Genomic DNA, 17,477 nt, shown 5'->3' with positions numbered 1-17,477 from the left:
CTTTCAAGGTGAACGACTCATGAAATCATCCAAACCGGTCTTCCTGCTGGTGGCGCTGGTGTGCATCGCGCTGCTCGGTTTCGCCATGTACCTGCAGATCGTCGAAGAGATGCAGCCCTGCCCCTTGTGCGTGATCCAGCGCTACATGTTCGTGCTGGTCGCGGTATTTTCGCTGATCGGCTATTTCATGCCGGCCCCGGCACGCCGCGCCAGCGCCGCGCTGGGCTTGCTGGCCGCGCTGGGCGGCGCCGGCACCGCCATCTGGCACCTGTATGTGAAGGCGCATCCGGGCGTGTCCTGCACCACCGACCCGCTGGAAACCGCGCTCAACCAGTTGCCTACCGCCAAGCTCCTGCCGCAGATGTTCACCGCCGACGGTTTCTGCTCGGCGCCGTGGCCGCCGATATTCGGCCTGCAGATCCCGACCTGGTCGCTGATCTGGTTCGTGGTGCTGGGCCTGGTGCTGCTGCGCCCGATGTTCAAGCGCAGCTGAATCCCTTCCCATGAGCGGACATGCATCCAACTTGGCCGGCTGCAGCCTGGCGACGGTATTGAAGGTGGCACCGCTGGATGCGCTGGAAAACCGTATCCTGCTATGCCACGCGCTCAAGCTGACGCGGGTGCAGCTGATCACCCAGTCCGAACGGCGGCTGGACATCGCCGAGGCCGAGGCGCTGGCAACCCTGTTCGAGCGCCGCTTGCGCGGCGAGCCAATCGCCTACATCGTCGGCGCGCGCGAATTCTACGGGCTGGATTTCCGCGTCACGCCGGATGTATTGATTCCCCGTCCCGATACCGAACTGCTGGTGGAGCTGGCGCTGGAACGCTTGCCGCAAGGCGGCCGATTGCTGGACATGGGCACCGGCTCGGGCGCCATCGCGGTGGCCATTGCCCATACCCGGCCCGATGCCGGGGTGGCCGCGCTCGACGCCAGCGTTGCCGCGCTGGAGGTGGCGCGCGGCAACGCGGCGGCCAACGGCACACGGGTGGATTTCATGCTGAGTGACTGGTATCAGGCGCTGGATGGCGCGGCCCGGTTCGATGTCATCGCCTCCAACCCGCCCTATATCGTCGCAGGCGATGCCCATCTGTCGCAAGGCGACCTGCGCTTCGAGCCGGTCGATGCGCTGACCGACCATGCCGACGGCCTGTCGGACCTGCACGCCATCGTCGGCGGCGCGTCCGCCCACCTCAACGCCGGCGGCTGGCTGCTGATGGAACATGGTTACGACCAGGCGGCCGCGGTGCGGGCATTGCTGTCCGGGGCCGGTTTTTCCGAAGTGCAAAGCTGGCGGGATCTGGCAGGCATCGAGCGGGTGACCGGCGGCAGGCAGGATTAAGCTTAGGCGCACTCTCCCGCTGCGGCCGCACAAAAGCCGCCGGGCCCTGGCTTGCGTCAGGGCCCGGCGGCGTTCAACAGCGCATCAAGTCCTCACGCCGCTTTCTTTCCGCCCCCATCCGGCCCGGCCGGCGTATCCGTTACCGCGATGTTGCGCAACGCCGGTTGCTCGATCATCTTCAGCAGCGATGCCTCCTTCTGCCTGGCAGCCTTGAGGTGACGTTCCTTCACGTGGCCATAGCCGCGGATATCTTCAGGAATGCGCGCCACCGCGATCACCTGCGCCAGGTTGTCCGCGGTCAGTTGCCCCAAGAGCCGCAACATGGTCGCGCAGTACTCGTCGATCAGCGCCCGCTCCTGCTTGCGCTCGGCGGTGTGGCCGAAGGGATCGAAGACGGTGCCGCGCAGGAAGCGCAATTTCGCCAGCACGCCGAAGGCCGGCATCATCCACGAGCCGTACTGCTGCTTGACCAGGTGGCCGTTATCGTCATGCCTGGCCAGCAGGGGCGGCGCCAGATGAAATTTGATCCGGTAGTCGCCTTCGAACATGGCAGCGATCTTGTCGCGGAACGCGCCGTCGGTATAGAGCCGCGCCACCTCGTATTCGTCCTTGTAGGCCATCAGCTTGAACAGGTATTGCGCCACGGCCCGGGTCAGCTTCAATCCGCTTCCCGCCTCGCCCAATAAGCTTTCCGCCATCTGCACCTGCTGCACGAAGTCGCTGTAGCGGCGCGCGTAGGCGGCGTTCTGGTAAGAGGTCAGGAAGCCGATGCGGCGCTCCACCGTTTCCTCCAGCGTGGGCGCGCGCTTGAACTCGATCACCTGCGCCGTCATGCCGTTGCGCTTGGCGGCATTCAACGCCGTATCGATGTCGTGCGCGGCCACGCGACCCCAGGCGAAGGCTTGCTTGTTGAAGTCCACCTGCAATGCATTGAGCTCGATGGCGCGCAGCAAAGCGGCTTCCGACAACGGCACCCAACCTTTCTGCCAGGCGTAGCCGAGCATGAACATGTTGGTGGCGATGGCGTCGCCCATCAGCGCGGTGGCGATGCGGCCGGCATCGACCAGCGCCACGTTGTCGCGCCCGCAGGCTTTGGCAATCTCGCCTTCGCTGGAAGCGGCCGGGAATTGCCAGTCGGGATTGCGCACGAAAGCGGCGGTGGGCATCTGGGTCGAATTGACGGCCGCATGGGTGCGTCCTTCGCCCATGCGCGACAAGGCATCGCGCCCGGCGGTGACGATCACGTCGCAGCCGATCACTAGGTCGGCCGCGCCGGTGCCCACGCGGGTCGAATAAAGATGCTCGGGGCTGTCGGCCACGCGCACGTGCGACATCACCGGCCCGCCCTTCTGCGCCAGCCCGCTCATGTCCAGCACCGAGCACACGCGCCCTTCCACATGCGCGGCCATGGCGATGATCTGGCCGATGGTGATGACGCCGGTGCCGCCCACGCCGGTGACCAAAATGCCGTAGGGATCGGCCAAGGACGGCAATACCGGTTCAGGCAGTAGCGGCATGGCCGGCGCCGCATCCGCGCCCGGCTGCACCCGCGCCGGCTTCTTCAGCTTGCCGCCTTCGACGGTGACGAAGCTGGGGCAGAAGCCGGTGACGCAGGAGTAATCCTTGTTGCACGAGGACTGGTTGATCTGGCGCTTGCGGCCGAACTCGGTTTCCAGCGGCTCGACCGACAGGCAATTGGACTGCACGCTGCAGTCGCCGCAGCCTTCGCATACCGCCTCGTTGATCACGGCGCGCTTGGCCGGGTCGGGATAGGCGTTGCGTTTGCGGCGGCGGCGCTTTTCCGAGGCGCAGGTCTGGTCGTAGATCATGGCCGACACGCCGGCCACTTCGCGCAATTCGCGCTGCACGGCGTCGAGTTCGCTGCGGTGGCGGATGGTGACGCCGTCGGCCCATTTGATATCGTCCGGATACTTGTCCGGTTCGTCGGTGACGACGATGATCGGGTTGACGTTCTCCGCCGCCAGTTGCCGCGAGATCATCGCCGGATCGAGCGGGCCGTCGAACTCCTGGCCGCCGGTCATGGCCACCGCGTCGTTGTAGAGGATCTTGTAGGTGATGTTGACCTTGGCCGCGACCGAGGCGCGCACCGCCAGCAAACCCGAGTGGAAATAGGTGCCGTCGCCGAGGTTGGCGAACACGTGCTTCTCGCTGGTGAACGGCGCTTGCCCGACCCAGGTCACGCCCTCGCCGCCCATGTGGGTGAAGATGCTGGACTCGCGGTCCATCCAGGTCACCATGTAGTGGCAGCCGATGCCGGCCAGGCCGCGGCTGCCGTCGGGCAGTTTGGTCGAGGTGTTGTGCGGGCAGCCGGAGCAGAAATGCGGGATGCGGTCCTTGTTCGGGTCCGGCTTGCTGCTGATGTTGAGCGCGGCTTCCTTGGCTTCGAGGAAGGCGATGCGGGCGCGCACGCGCTGCTCGACCGGATGGCCGGCGAAGTAGCGCGAGATGCGCGTGGCAATCGCGCGCGCGATCTGCGCCGGGTTCAGCTCGTAGGTGGCCGGCAACAGCCAGTTGCCGTGGCCCTCGCGCTGCGAGCCGCTCCATTCGCCGGTGTCGTCGAACTTGCCGACCACGCGCGGGCGCACGTCGTCGCGCCAGTTGTAGAGTTCTTCCTTCAACTGGTATTCGAGGATCTGGCGCTTCTCTTCCACCACCAGGATCTCTTCCAGCCCCTGCGCGAACTCGCGCACGCCTTCGGCTTCCAGCGGCCAGGTCATGCCGACCTTGTAGAGGCGGATGCCGATGTCTCGCGCGACCTGTTCGTCGATGCCGAGGTCGTCCAGAGCCTGGCGCGTGTCGAGGTAGGACTTGCCGGCAGTGATGATGCCGATCTTGGCGCGCGGGCTGTCCCACACGATCTGGTTGAGCTTGTTGACGCGCGCGTAGGCCAGCGCGGCATACCACTTGTAGTTGTTCATCCGCGCTTCCTGCGCGAGCACGCTGTCGGGCTGGCGGATGTTGAGGCCGTCCGGCGGCAGCGCGAAATCTTGCGGCAACCGGATCTGCACGCGGTCCGGGTCGATCATCACCGACATGCCGGACTCGACCAGGTCGGTCACGCATTTCATCGCCACCCACAAGCCGGTGTAGCGGCTCATGGCCCAGCCGTGCAGGCCGTAGTCGAGGTATTCCTGCACCGAGGACGGATACAGCACCGGGATGCCGCAGGCCTTGAGGATGTGTTCGCTCTGGTGCGCGGTGGTGGAGGACTTGGCGGCGTGGTCGTCGCCGGCGATCACCAGCACGCCGCCGTGCGCGGAGGTGCCGGCCATGTTGGCGTGCTTGAAGACGTCGCCGCAGCGGTCCACGCCCGGCCCCTTGCCGTACCACAGCGAGAACACGCCGTCGTGCTGCGCGCCGGGGAACAGGTTGACCTGCTGCGTGCCCCACACGCTGGTGGCGGCCAGGTCTTCGTTCATGCCCGGATGGAATTTGACCTGGTGGGCGTCGAGGTATTTCTTCGCCTTCTCGGCGGTCTGGTCGACCGAGCCCAGCGGCGAACCGCGATAGCCGGTGATGAAGCCGGCGGTGTTGAGGCCGGCGCGGCGGTCGGCCTCACGCTGCAGCATCGGCAGGCGCACCAGCGCCTGGATGCCGGTCATGAAGACACGGCCGCGTTCGAGGGTATATTTGTCGTCCAGCGAGACGTCGTCCAGCAACAGCCGCGGGCTGGATGGTAGGGGTGCGTTCATGCGGTCTCCGTGCCAAAAATCGTGTTCTTGGTTTCACATGCGCCTGTGCCGCTGAGCTTGGTGTGGGCCTGGCTTCACGGGCGGTCAAAACGCCGGCGCCTTGTGGGCGCAGGTTTGTTTCTATTTATGGAGCCAAGGTAGCACAACGATGGGTAGCCCGCTACGCGCGTCGCAGCAGGGTTTCCGGCGTTTTGGAGGTGTTTTTTTGGCAAGCCGGAAACAATTCCGCACGTCCTGCGGAAGGGGGCGGCTTGCAAAGAAGAAAATGCCGGAAAGGGGGAAACAACAATATTTCCAGCTGTGAAAAAAGAGGACGGAAAGCGCAAAAGAGGCAAGTTGTTACAAGCAAGACGCGAATGTAACAACCGGTAAAAGAAATAGGATGGACGGCGCGGCTGGCGTTTAATAAGAATCACTTGAACAGCGATTGAATGGTATCCACTCTCTGTGCAAGGTTCCTCCCCTCTAGTGTTGAAAGCACCACTAGCTCGCGGATCTGGCCTCCCCTGTCAGATCCGCTTTTTTATTCCCGCTTCCTTTCCGTTCCTTTCTGCTCCTTTTCCGCGCGCGCCCCGATCAGCGGTTCGGCGGCAAGTTGGTCTCGCCCGCCAGCAGCGTATCGGCCGGCAGCGCTTGCTGCGTTTTCAGCTGTTCGTAGAACGGCGTGAAATCGGGCGCGGTGTCGTTGAACAGTTGCTCGAAATCACGGATCACGAAATAGGTTTCCTGGTACGAGTCGATCTTGTACAGCGTGCGCATGATGCGCTCGACCTGGAACGGGATGCGGCGCGGCTGGTCGCTGGACAGGCAATACTCGACCTCGCCGCCCGATGACAGGATGCCGGCGCCGTAGATGCGCAAGCCCTGCTCGCTCTGGATCAGGCCGAACTCGATGGTGTACCAGTACAGGCGCGCCAAATAGGCCAGGCCATCCAGCTTGAGCGCCTTCAGGCCGCCCTTGCCGTATTCCTGCAGGTGGTCGGCGAAGATCGGGTTGAACAGCAGCGGCACGTGGCCGAAGAAGTCGTGGAAGACGTCCGGCTCGACAATGTAGTCGAACTCGCGCTCTTCGCGCAGCCAGACGGTGACCGGGAAGCGGCGGTTGGCCAGGTGTTCGAAGAAGGTCTGGTCCGGCACCAGGCCGGGCACGGCGACCAGCTGCCAGCCGGTGGCCTGGTACAAGGCTTCGGTGGTGCGGTCGAAACGCGGGATGCCTTGCGAGACATCGAGCGCCTTCAGGCTGTCGATGAAGACATCGCAGGCGCGGCCGGGAATCAGTTTGGCCTGGCGCGCATACAGGCGCCGCCAGCGGGCGTGCTGCTCCGGCGTGTAGCTGTCCCAGTTCTGCGCCACCACGTAGTTGGCGTCGGCCTGGCTGTAGTCGCCGCGCAATGCGCCGCTGTCGGATTTTGTCGCGACCGTGGCGAAAAAGTCGTCGGTATTGGGATTGGTGCTCATGGCAAATCCGATGTCAAAGTCAGATGCATATTATGCGCCGCATTGCGCCGCCGGTCATGCCGGCGTGCAGTGCGCGGGCCGGATCAGGGCTGGCCGCCGCTCCCTTTGCCCTTGCCGCCGAGGCCGGTCACGCGCGCGCCCCATTTGAGCAGGGCCTTGAAATTGGCCTTGACGATGTAGTCCAGCATGGCGGCCTGTTCTTCCATCGCTTCCTGGAACACGGTGGCCGAATTGGCGGGGCTGATCTTGAGGTAGGCGTCGGCCTCGCCATAGTCGCGGTGGATGTCCATGCCGGCCTTTTTGGCGATATGCATCATCACCTTGTTGGACGACAGACAATGCATGTAGAGCGTATCGACGTCGGCGTTGCGGCAGCGCATGGAAGCCCGCAGGAACAGTTTGGTGCCCACGCCCAGGCCGCGTGCGGCGGCCGAAACGGAGACGCCGAACTCGGCCACCACCGGCTTGATGGTGGCGCCGCTGATGCGCGAACTCTCTCGCGGCGCGAACGCCAGGTGGCCGACCCCGAGGAGGCGCAGCCTGCGGTCATACACGCCGAACACGGTGTCGCGCGCGAAGTCGATGTTCTCCACGTAGCGGGTCACCATATCGTCCGACAGCTTGGAGCCGAAACGCAACAGCCGGTCCTTGTCTTCCAGCGCCAGGAAATGGCGCAGCAGGTGGCGGCGCGACTTCGGCGACAACTCCTTGACGAACACCATCGGCCGTTCGGCCTTGTGCTGCGGATCGGCATGCGGCGCATCGCCGCCGGCTTCTTGCTTGCCGCCCCGACGTTGCAGCCAGGAGAAAAAGGGATTGGCCATCTCTCAGTCCTGCGCCGGCGGCCGCTGGGCGGCAACGAAAACGGCGACCTTCTCGCTGCGCGCGGCATGGATCGCCTCCGGGATCTTCTGCGGCTGCGCCTGGTACAGGCCGGCGATGGCGCCGGCATCGATGTCTTGCGCCGCCTTCAACGCCCCTTCCAGATAGGCGGCCTGCGGGAAGGGCCTGGCGTCGAAACCGGTGCGGCCACGGTGGTCGCATTCGGAAGCGCGCAACATGTCGACGAAGCGCTGCGGCTTGCGGAAGGCGTCGCAGCGCGAAAACAGCGTCACCAGCGTGGCCGGGCGCATCTCGAAAGCGCGGCCGACATTGCCATGCTCGCGCGCGGTCATCAGGGCCAGGTCGCGGCAATCGCCCGGCGCCTTCAGGCGCGCGCAAACCTGTTCGGCCAGTTGCACGCTGCGCGCTTCATGGCCATGGTGGCGCGGCCACATTTCGGGCGGTGTGGCGCCCTTGCCGAGATCGTGCATCAATACGGCGAAACGCACCGGCAAGGCATAGCCTTGTCCGGCGGCCCAGTCGATGGCCAGCATCACATGCACGCCGGTATCGATCTCGGGATGCCATTGCTCCGGTTGCGGCACGCCCCACAACGCATCCAGCTCGGGCATGATGCGCGCCAGCGCGCCGCAGCCGCGCAGCACCTCGAACATGCGCGAGGGTTTTGCCTCCATCAGGCCGCGCGCGATTTCCTGCCAGACGCGCTCCGGCACCAGCGCATCAACCTCGCCTTCTTCCACCATGCGCCGCATCAGCGCATTGGTTTCCGGCGCCACGCTGAAATCGGCGAAGCGCGCGGCGAAACGCGCCACGCGCAGGATGCGCACCGGGTCTTCGATGAAGGCGTCGGAAACATGGCGGAAGATGCGGCGCTCGATGTCGGCCTGGCCATGGTAAGGATCGACCAGGGCGCCGTCCTGGTCCTGGGCGATGGCGTTGATGGTGAGGTCGCGCCGCGCCAGGTCGTCTTCCAGGGTGACGTCGGGCGCGGCATGGAAAGCGAAACCCTTGTAGCCGGGCGCGGTCTTGCGCTCGGTGCGCGCCAGCGCGTATTCCTCATGGGTATCCGGATGCAGGAACACCGGAAAATCCTTGCCCACCGGACGGAAGCCCTGGGCCAGCATTTCTTCCGGGGTAGCGCCGACCACCACGTGGTCGCGATCCTTCACCGGCAGGCCCAGCAGGCCGTCGCGCACTGCGCCGCCGACGGTGTAGGTCTTCATCATTTGTGGTTGGGAAGGATTTCTTTCTCGGCCAGGGCTTCTGCGATCCAGCGCGCCACCGCAGGATGCGCCTTGACGCGGTCGGCGTAGGCTTGCAGCGCCGGCGCCAGCGGCACCTGGTAGCTGGTGAAGCGCATCACCACCGGCGCGTAGAAGGCGTCGGCAATCGAGAAGTCGCCGAACAGGAATTCATGATGGCCGAACTGCGACAGGCATTCTTCCCAGATTTCGCAAACGCGGCCGATGTCGGCCTGCGCTTCGGGCGTGCGCCCCTGGCCCGGGTAGCGGCCGCGGATGTCCATGCTCATGGCGCTGCGCAGGCCCATGAAACCGGAATGCATTTCGGCGCTGATGCTGCGCGCGATGGCGCGCGCGTCGGTGCGCTCGGGCCACAGGCCGCGGTCGGGGAATTGCTCGGCCAGGTATTCGCAGATGGATAGCGAATCCCAGATCGCGATATCGCCGTCCAGCAACACCGGTACCCGGCCGGAACCGGTATAGCGGGCGATCTCGGCGACGGTATCGGGCTGGTCCAGCAGCACGCGCACTTCCTTGAAGGGGATGTCGAACGCGGTCATCGCCACCCAGGGACGCATCGACCATGACGAGTAGTTCTTGTTGCCGATCACCAGCGTGGGCAGATGGCGCCCGGCCTTGCGCAGCGTGGCGGACAATACCGGATCGAGTTCTGTGTCTTGCATAGGGGCTCTTTTCTTTGGATCGGAACTTTGGATCGGAAAACGGCGCAAATGACGCGAACGTCTCAGCGCCTGGCGTTGCTGCGGAAAAGGTCGAACTGGCGTTGGAGGTCGCGCGGCGCAAGGCAGGCCGGCGCGACGTCTTCCAGCGCAGTGGGAACCAGTTCCAGCTCCGGCGCGATGGGGCCGGACATGACATTATCCACCCGCATCGAGGCGACATTGTCGCGGCTCATCAACTTGCCGGGCAAGTGTTCCAGCGCCCAGGCCTGCAGCAGGCCCAGCGCTGGCGGCAAGGCGACGATGGGGCGCATATGGCCGCCATACCAACCGGCCAGTTGCACCAGTTCGCGCAGGCTGTATTGCGTCGGCCCGGCCAGTTCATAGACCTTGCCGCCGATATGCGGCAGCGCGATCGCCTTCCTGAAGGCCTGCGCCACGTCGCCGACATAAACCGGCTGGAAGCGCGCCTCGGCGCTGCCCAGCGCAATCACCGGAAAACGCCGCTGCAGGCCGGCGAACAGGTTGAGGAAACGGTCGTCTTCGCCGAATACGACAGAAGGACGGAAGATGGCGACCTCCAAGGAGGACGCCGCCAGCGCCTCGCGCTCGCCGGCCGCCTTGGAGCGCAGGTACATCGAGGGGCCGTGCGCATCGGCGCCCAGCGCGCTCATGTGCAGGTAACGCGGCACGCCGTGCCGCACGCAGGCGGCGACAATGCGGCGCGGCAGGGACACTTGCTGCCGTTCGAAATCCGGGCCGTAGGGCTGGCCGCGGCGCGCCGGCCGCGAATGCAGGATGCCGACCAGGTTGACGACCACATCCGCCTCGGCCACCAGTTGCGACAGCACGGCATCGTCGTGGATATCGGCCTGCACCACCGATACCACCGGCGACACCAGCAGGTGCTTGGCGCGCTCGTAACGGCGCGTGGGCACCATGACACGGTAGTCGGTGGCGCTGCCCAGCAGCCGCACCAGCCGCGTACCGATGAAGCCTGAGCCGCCAATGACGAGGATCTTGCGTACTGCCATGTTGCGCCTCCTGTATCCTGTGCCGCCTGCGTTTGCTGCGCTGCCCGCGTTAGCTGCGCGACGGCGGCCGGTTCGAATCAGGGCAGGTCGGTGGCGACGTTGGAGTTAGGCGCCACCATGCCCATGCGTTGCTTGAGCGACTGCGGACGGTTCTCGAACATGGCCGCATAGTACGTCGCATTGGACATCACGTTCTTGACATAGCCCCGGGTTTCGTTGAACGGGATGGTCTCGGCGAAGATCGCCCCTTCGACCGTGCGCGGCAAGGTCGCGCGCCAGGTGCGCGGGCGGCCCGGCCCCGCGTTGTAGCCGGCGGTGGCCAGGGTTTCGGAACCGTCCAGGTTGTTGAGCACCATGCTCAGATAGCTGGTGCCCAGCAGCAGGTTGGTGTTGATGTCGTTGACCTGGTCCGCGGTGAATTCGGTCATGCCGATCTTCTTGGCGACGAACTTGGCGGTGGCCGGCATCAACTGCATCAGGCCGGAGGCGCCGACGTGCGAGCGCGCGCTCTTGATGAAGCGCGACTCCTGGCGGATCAGGCCGTAGATCCAGGCATTTTCCATCCCCAGCGGACGCGTGGCCGCGTTCATCTCGCCCAGATGCGGCGCCGGGAAACGCTGGGTGAAGTCGAATTCGGCGCGGGTGCGGTCGGAGGTGTTGACCATGCGGTCCAGCACGTCGCTCTGGCGCGCGTATTCGGCCGCGGCCAGCAGTTGGCGGTCGGTCATCTTGCGCAGCTCCCAGTTCCATTCTCGGATCGCCTCGAAGCGCAGGTTGAGCTGGTAGAACCGGAGCGAACGCTGGAAGCCGGCATTTTGCGAATAGAGGGCGATTTCGCCGGCCGTCGGCGGCATCGGTCCCGGCGGAATGGTGATCTTCTGGCCCAGTTCTTCCAGCGCCAGCTGGCCATAGAAGCTGAAGTTGGCCGAGATCGATTCGAACAGGCGGCGCGCGGCGTCGTTCTGGCCATCTTCCTTGAGCGCGCGGCCGAGCCAGTAGGTCCAGGTGATATCGTTGCGCAGCGCCGCCGGCATGCTCTCGATCGTCGTGCGCACGGTCTTCCAGTCGCCCGCGCGCAGCGCCATGCGCACCTTCCATTGCAGCGCATCCTGCGTCAGCAGCGCATCCCGGGTCTTGCGCCAGTAGTCCATGGCTTCCGGCGCCAGCTTGTAGGAAGCGGCCAGCGCAATCTGCGCCCAGCCTTGCGCAACCTCCTGGGCCGTCATCTGGCGCGCACGGTCGCTGAGATAGGTGGCGGCCTGGGCCGGATTGCTGCGGGCCACGCGGCCCAGCGCAATGATGTAGAGCTGGTGGTTGGCAACGCCGCTGCCGGGCCCCTTGGCCAGCATCAGCGCGGGCTTGTCCATGACCTGCTGCACGGTGACATCGCCATTGTCGACCAGCACTGCAGCGCGGCGCGCGACCGTGGTGTTGCCGTTCTCGGCGGCCTGGCGGATCTGGAACCAGACATCGGCATCGGTGAACTGGCCGTTCTGCGCCAGCGTGGCGATCAGGTCGCTGCAACCCTGGCCGTAATCCTTGGGCGAAACCAGCAGCGCGCGCGCCTCGTCGGCGACGTTGGCGCCTTTGAGCGCGCGCGAGTTCAAGGCGAAGCATTTGACCTGGACGTCGTCGTCCAGGATGAACTTGGGATACTGCTCGTCGAACAAGGCCCAGTTGCCTGTCTTGCCCAGCGCCAGCAGCCAGTCGTTGCGCAGGCGATCGACCAGGGCCTGGCCTTCGTACCGGGTCATGAAGTCGCGGATTTCCTGCTCGCTGGCGGAATAGTCACGCACGCGCGGTTTGAGCCGATAATAGTCGACATACGACGGCAGGTCGTAACCCGACAAGCGCCCTGCCAGCTCCTGCGCCAGGGCGCCATTGTCGCTGGCGGCCGCTTGCCGCAGCGCAAGGAAGATGTCATCCGGGGAAGCATCGGGCGCCAGGCGCTTTTGCGCCTGGGCTGCGGGTGCGATGCTCAACGCCGCGCCGATGGCCACGACCAGTGAAACCGCCAGCGGACGCAGGCATTTGCCGAACAGATAATTCTTCAGGCGCATTCTTGTAGAACCTAGTGTGAATGAAACAAACGACGGAACAGATGACGAAACAGACGACGACGCCAAGCATAGCATGCGGCCCTCACGCGCCGAATCGGGAACAGGCCTTGGACAGGCAACTGAAAAACGCCCTGCGCGCCGACTTGCTGGCGCGCCGCAAGGCGCTGGACGCGCATGGCAAGGCGGTCTCGGATGAACTGATCGGCCGTCGCGTGCTGGCCTGGTGCCTGGCGCATGGCATCGCCAGCATCGGGGTCTATCATCCCATCCGCAAGGAACCCGACCTGCTTGCCGCCTATAACGCGCTGGCCGCGCGTGGCGTGCACCTGTCCTTGCCGATCGTCACCAATAAAGATTCACCTCTGGAATTTCGTCGCTGGCTGCCCGGCGAAGCGCTGAGCAAAGACGCCCTGGGAACACTGGTTCCGGGCGAAGAGGCGCCGGTAGTGCAGCCGCAGGCCCTGCTGGTGCCCTGCGTCGGCTTCAATGCCGCCGGCATGCGGCTGGGCTATGGCGGCGGGTTTTACGACCGCACACTGGCGGGTCCGCACCGGCCGCTGGCCGTGGGGGTATGCTATGCCTTCGGGCTGGTGGAATTCGCGGCCGAACGGCACGACATGCCGCTGGATCTGGTGCTGACCGATGCCATTGAATAAATACGACAGCACCGCACCAAGATGTTCTGCATAGGCGTAGCGGAACGACAATAAAAAAATCCGGATATATGTGTATATCCGGATTTTTTATTACTGCGGCTCATTACTGCCGCTTTCCAGCCAAGCTTACTTGACCAGACGCTGCCACACCGCCTGCGTCGGCCCGGCCTGGTTGAGCGAGTAGAAATGCAGGCCAGGCGCGCCGCCGGCCAGCAGGCGTTCGCACAATTGGCTGACCACATCCAGCCCGAAGGCGCGGATGGAGTCGACGTCGTCGCCGTAGCTGGCCAGCTTTAGGCGCACCCAGCGCGGGATTTCGGTGCCGCACATGTCCGAGAAGCGCACCAGTTGCGAGTAATTGGTGATGGGCATGATGCCGGCGATGACCGGCACCTCGGCGCCCAGTTTGGCGGCATCGTCCACGAAGCGGAAATAGGCATCCGCGTTGTAGAAGTATTGGGTGATGGCCGAATTGGCGCCGGCCTTCACCTTGCGCGCGTAGTTCTGCACATCGTCCTGCGGCGACTTGGCCTGCGGATGCATCTCGGGGTAAGCCGCCACTTCGATGTGGAACCAGTCGCCGGTTTCCGCCCGCACGAATTCGACCAGCTCGTTGGCATAGCGGAATTCGCTGGAGGCCTGGCCCATCGCGCCATAGCCGCTGGGCAAGTCGCCGCGCAGCGCCACCAGGCGCTTGACGCCGTTGGTCTTGTAGTCGTCCAGGATGGCGCGCAGGCTGGCGCGCGAACTGCCGATGCAGGACAGGTGCGGCGCCGCCTCATGGCCTTCGGCGGTGATTTCCAGCACGGTATCGCGCGTGCCCTGCTGGGTCGAACCGCCGGCGCCGAAGGTCACCGAGAAATACTTCGGCTGCAATTCGGCCAGCCTGGCGCGCGTGGCGCGCAGTTTTTCGGCACCTTCCGGCGTCTTGGGCGGGAAGAATTCGATACTGAAATTATGCTTGTTCATCGGTTCGATCCGGATTTCAGCAATAGGGTGGACAAGGCCCAGGACACGATGCTGTAGAGCAGCGCGCCGCCCACCGCCGACCAGAAACCGCCGACATGGAAACCGCCCACCAGTTGCGCCACCACCCAGAACATCAGGCCGTTGATGATGAGGATGAACAGGCCCAGCGTGAGCACGGTCACCGGCAGGGTCAGCACCACCAGCACGGGGCGCACGATGGTATTGACGAAGCCCAGGATCAGCGCGGCCACCAGGGCGGAGCCGAAACTGTCGACCTGCACCGAGTGCATCAGGTAGGGAACGGCCAGCAGGGCCAGGGCATTGATCAGCCAGGTCAGCAATAACATAAACATGGCACTTCCTTTCGGGCCTTGTCAGAATTGGACGGGCTGCCGCACGCGCAGCGGCAACGTGACGACAGCCCGTATGGTGCAGGCACGGCACGATCAGGCAACAGCCCGATCGTGCACAACCGATCAGTAACGGTAGTGATCGGCCTTGTACGGACCTTCGGTCTTGACGCCAATATACGCCGCCTGTTCCTCGGTCAGCGTGCTCAGTTGCGCATTGAGCTTCTTGAGCTGCAGGCGGGCGACCTTCTCGTCCAGATGCTTGGGCAGCGTGTAGACGCCGATCGGGTAGTTCTTGGTGTTGACGAACAACTCGATCTGGGCAATGGTCTGGTTGGCGAAGGACGAGCTCATCACGTAGGACGGGTGGCCGGTGCCGCAGCCCAGGTTCACCAGGCGGCCTTCGGCCAGCAGGATGATGCGCTTGCCGTCCGGGAAGATGATGTGGTCGACTTGCGGCTTGATGTTTTCCCAGGTGTATTGCTTCAGCGCGGCGACTTCGATTTCATTGTCGAAGTGGCCGATGTTGCAGACGATGGCCTGGTCTTTCATCTTCTTCATGTGGTCATGGGTGATCACATGGTAGTTGCCGGTGCAGGTGACGAAGATGTCGCCGTGTTCGGCGGCGTAATCCATGGTCACCACGCGGTAGCCTTCCATGGCGGCCTGCAGTGCGCAGATCGGGTCGATCTCGGTGACCCAGACTTGCGCCGACAGCGCGCGCATGGCCTGCGCCGAGCCCTTGCCGACGTCGCCGTAGCCGGCGATGACGGCGATCTTGCCGGCGATCATGACGTCGGTGGCGCGCTTGATGCCGTCCACCAGCGATTCGCGGCAGCCGTACAGGTTGTCGAACTTGGACTTGGTGACCGAGTCGTTGACGTTGATCGCCGGGAAGGCCAGCTTGCCTTCCTTGTGCATCTGGTACAGGCGGTGCACGCCGGTGGTGGTTTCTTCGGTGACGCCCTTGATTTCCTTGAGGCGCTTGGAGTACCAGTTGGCATCCTTGGCCAGGTAGCGCTTGATGGAGTTGAACAGGCACACCGCTTCTTCCGAATCCGGCTTGTCCAGCACCGAGATGTCCTTCTCTGCGCGCGCGCCCAGATGCAGCAGCAGGGTGGCGTCGCCGCCGTCGTCCAGGATCATGTTGGAATAGCCGCCGTCGGTCCATTCGAAGATGCGGTGGGTGTATTCCCAATATTCGTCAAGATTCTCGCCCTTGACCGCGAACACCGGGGTGCCGTTGGCGGCGATGGCCGCGGCGGCGTGGTCCTGGGTCGAGTAGATGTTGCAGGAAGCCCAGCGCACCTTGGCGCCCAGCGCTTCCAGCGTCTGGATCAGCACCGCGGTCTGGATGGTCATGTGCAGCGAGCCTGTAATGCGCGCGCCCTTCAGCGGCTGGGCCGCGGCGAACTCTTCGCGGATCGCCATCAGGCCCGGCATTTCGGTCTCGGCGATCTTGATTTCCTTGCGGCCCCAGTCGGCCAGGCCGATGTCGGCGATGATGTAGTCTTGGGATGCGGTAGTAGACATGGCAACGGCGTTGTTCACGCCCTCCTTTCATAGAATCAGAAAAAAAGTAACGTGAGCGCGGTTGCCAGGCCCCCTGGCGGGAGCCTGTTCACCGCAAGCAAGCCTGGCAGGATTTCCCTGTCGCAACGCTCCTTGCCGCGGTGAGGCATTGTGCAATCTTGCTGCCGTCCCCTGCATGCAATGCCAACGTGCGGGAACGGTGCGGAGGAAACCCCGCGGGAGGTGCATTCTAGCGCGCCGATGGCGATTGGGAAACCCTTGCGAGCCCCAATCGCCCCGCGTGCGCAGAAGATATTACAGCCCGGCGGCAGCGCGCAGTGCGGCGGCCTTGTCGGTGCGCTCCCAGCTGAATTCCGGCTCTTCGCGGCCGAAGTGGCCGTAGGCGGCGGTCTTGGCGTAGATCGGGCGCAGCAGGTCCAGCATCTGCACGATGCCCTTCGGGCGCAGGTCGAAATGCTCGCGCACCAGGTGCCCCAGTTGTTCGTCGCTGATCTTGCCGGTGCCGAAGGTGGTCACCATCACCGAAGTCGGCTTGGCCACGCCGATGGCGTAGGAGACCTGGATCTGGCAACGCTCGGCCAGGCCGGCGGCCACGATGTTCTTGGCCACGTAGCGGCCGGCATAGGCGGCCGAACGGTCGACCTTGGACGGATCCTTGCCGGAGAACGCGCCGCCGCCGTGCGGAGCCGCGCCGCCGTAGGTGTCGACGATGATCTTGCGGCCGGTCAGGCCGCAGTCGCCCTGCGGACCGCCGATGACGAAGCGGCCGGTCGGGTTGATCAGGTAGCGGGTATTCTTCAGCCATTCGGCCGGCAATACCGGGCGGATGATCTCTTCGATGGCCGCTTCATGGATAGCGCTTTGCTGCATCTCCGGGGAGTGCTGGGTCGACAGCACCACGGTGTCGATGGCGACCGGCTTGCCATCGACGTACTTCAGCGTCACCTGCGACTTGGCGTCCGGACGCAGCCATGGCAGGCGGCCGTCCTTGCGCAGTTGCGACTGGCGCTCGACGATGCGGTGCGCATAGTAGATCGCGGCAGGCATCAGTTCCGGGGTTTCGTTGCAGGCATAACCGAACATCAGGCCCTGGTCGCCGGCGCCTTGCTCCAGATCGACGCCGCGGCCCTCGTCAACGCCCTGGGCGATGTCGGGCGATTGCTTGTCGTAGGCGACCAGCACGGCGCAGCTCTTGTAGTCGATGCCGAAGTCGGCGTTGTCGTAACCGATGCGCTTGATGGTTTCGCGGGCGACGTCGATGTAGTCGACGTTGGCGCGCGTGGTGATCTCGCCGGCCAGCACGACCAGGCCGGTGTTGCAGAGGGTTTCTGCAGCAACGCGGGATTGCGGGTCTTGGGTGAGAATGGCGTCCAGGATCGCGTCGGAAATCTGGTCGGCTACCTTGTCGGGATGGCCTTCGGAGACGGATTCGGAGGTGAAGAGAAATTCGTTGGACATGCTGCAGCCTCTAACAATAAGTGATTAAACCCATGTCGCGGCCAATCATTTGTCGAGCCTGCGACGCTTTAGCGATATTTGTACCCCGTCTCGCAAGTTGTCATTAACTCGACGGCATGTGCTATTTTACGCCTCTTGCGAT

At 64.4% G+C, this 17,477-nt stretch carries 14 protein-coding genes and 1 riboswitch; of the genes, 3 read left to right on the top strand and 11 right to left on the bottom strand.

Annotated elements, in window-relative coordinates; translation table 11 throughout:
- The first annotated feature begins 19 nt into the window (after positions 1–19).
- Together FB598_RS07135 and prmC are read left to right on the top strand one after the other, a co-directional pair.
- Positions 20–493, top strand: a complete 474-nt coding sequence (locus tag FB598_RS07135) for a disulfide bond formation protein B (protein WP_141913830.1) — start codon at positions 20–22, stop codon at positions 491–493.
- A gap of 10 nt (positions 494–503) precedes the next feature.
- A complete protein-coding gene (prmC, locus tag FB598_RS07130; protein ID WP_141913831.1) occupies positions 504–1,340 on the top strand; it encodes a peptide chain release factor N(5)-glutamine methyltransferase in 837 nt (278 codons plus the stop codon).
- A gap of 92 nt (positions 1,341–1,432) precedes the next feature.
- On the opposite strand, the gene FB598_RS07125 is transcribed toward prmC, so the two are convergent.
- From FB598_RS07125 to FB598_RS07095, 7 genes are all read right to left on the bottom strand, one after another.
- Complete coding sequence (locus tag FB598_RS07125; protein ID WP_141913832.1) at positions 1,433–5,053, bottom strand: indolepyruvate ferredoxin oxidoreductase family protein; 3,621 nt, start codon at positions 5,051–5,053, stop codon at positions 1,433–1,435.
- Between the two features lie 576 nt (positions 5,054–5,629).
- Complete coding sequence (phhA, locus tag FB598_RS07120; protein WP_141913833.1) at positions 5,630–6,511, bottom strand: phenylalanine 4-monooxygenase; 882 nt, start codon at positions 6,509–6,511, stop codon at positions 5,630–5,632.
- 83 nt (positions 6,512–6,594) lie between these two features.
- Positions 6,595–7,335: a GNAT family N-acetyltransferase gene (locus tag FB598_RS07115; RefSeq protein WP_141913834.1), complete on the bottom strand. Its 741-nt coding sequence runs from the start codon at positions 7,333–7,335 to the stop codon at positions 6,595–6,597.
- A gap of 3 nt (positions 7,336–7,338) precedes the next feature.
- A complete protein-coding gene (locus FB598_RS07110; protein WP_141914211.1) occupies positions 7,339–8,577 on the bottom strand; it encodes a multifunctional CCA addition/repair protein in 1,239 nt (412 codons plus the stop codon).
- Complete coding sequence (locus tag FB598_RS07105; protein WP_141913835.1) at positions 8,577–9,278, bottom strand: glutathione S-transferase family protein; 702 nt, start codon at positions 9,276–9,278, stop codon at positions 8,577–8,579. Before FB598_RS07105 ends, FB598_RS07110 begins: the two co-directional genes overlap by 1 nt.
- Before the next feature lie 62 nt (positions 9,279–9,340).
- Positions 9,341–10,309 (bottom strand): complex I NDUFA9 subunit family protein, encoded by a 969-nt coding sequence (locus FB598_RS07100; RefSeq protein WP_141913836.1) that lies wholly within the window; start codon positions 10,307–10,309, stop codon positions 9,341–9,343.
- A 77-nt stretch (positions 10,310–10,386) separates the two neighbouring features.
- Positions 10,387–12,369, bottom strand: a complete 1,983-nt coding sequence (locus FB598_RS07095; RefSeq protein ID WP_141913837.1) for a lytic transglycosylase domain-containing protein — start codon at positions 12,367–12,369, stop codon at positions 10,387–10,389.
- A gap of 107 nt (positions 12,370–12,476) precedes the next feature.
- Between FB598_RS07095 and FB598_RS07090 the strand changes: the two genes are divergently transcribed.
- A complete protein-coding gene (locus tag FB598_RS07090) occupies positions 12,477–13,025 on the top strand; it encodes a 5-formyltetrahydrofolate cyclo-ligase (RefSeq protein ID WP_370454997.1) in 549 nt (182 codons plus the stop codon).
- A gap of 126 nt (positions 13,026–13,151) precedes the next feature.
- Here the strand turns inward: FB598_RS07090 and metF are convergent, their stop codons facing one another.
- From metF to metK, 4 genes are all read right to left on the bottom strand, one after another.
- Entirely contained in the window at positions 13,152–13,994 is an 843-nt protein-coding gene (gene metF / locus FB598_RS07085; protein WP_141913839.1) for a methylenetetrahydrofolate reductase [NAD(P)H], read from the bottom strand.
- On the bottom strand, positions 13,991–14,347 hold the full coding sequence (locus FB598_RS07080; protein WP_141913840.1) for a phage holin family protein: 357 nt from the start codon (positions 14,345–14,347) through the stop codon (positions 13,991–13,993). The genes metF and FB598_RS07080 overlap by 4 nt, the downstream gene beginning before the upstream one ends.
- Before the next feature lie 123 nt (positions 14,348–14,470).
- The gene (gene ahcY / locus FB598_RS07075; RefSeq protein WP_370454998.1) at positions 14,471–15,895 is read right to left on the bottom strand and encodes an adenosylhomocysteinase; all 1,425 of its coding nucleotides are present in this window, start codon (positions 15,893–15,895) and stop codon (positions 14,471–14,473) included.
- 28 nt (positions 15,896–15,923) lie between these two features.
- Positions 15,924–16,017, bottom strand: a riboswitch (S-adenosyl-L-homocysteine riboswitch).
- 154 nt (positions 16,018–16,171) lie between these two features.
- The gene (gene metK, locus FB598_RS07070) at positions 16,172–17,335 is read right to left on the bottom strand and encodes a methionine adenosyltransferase (RefSeq protein WP_141913841.1); all 1,164 of its coding nucleotides are present in this window, start codon (positions 17,333–17,335) and stop codon (positions 16,172–16,174) included.
- Positions 17,336–17,477: the final 142 nt, after the last annotated feature.

Source organism: Herbaspirillum sp. SJZ106, from assembly GCF_006715495.1.
Taxonomy (GTDB): Bacteria; Pseudomonadota; Gammaproteobacteria; order Burkholderiales; family Burkholderiaceae_D; genus Herbaspirillum.
Note: the sequence above shows the minus strand (reverse complement) of the source record. Positions and strands in the feature narration are given on the sequence as shown.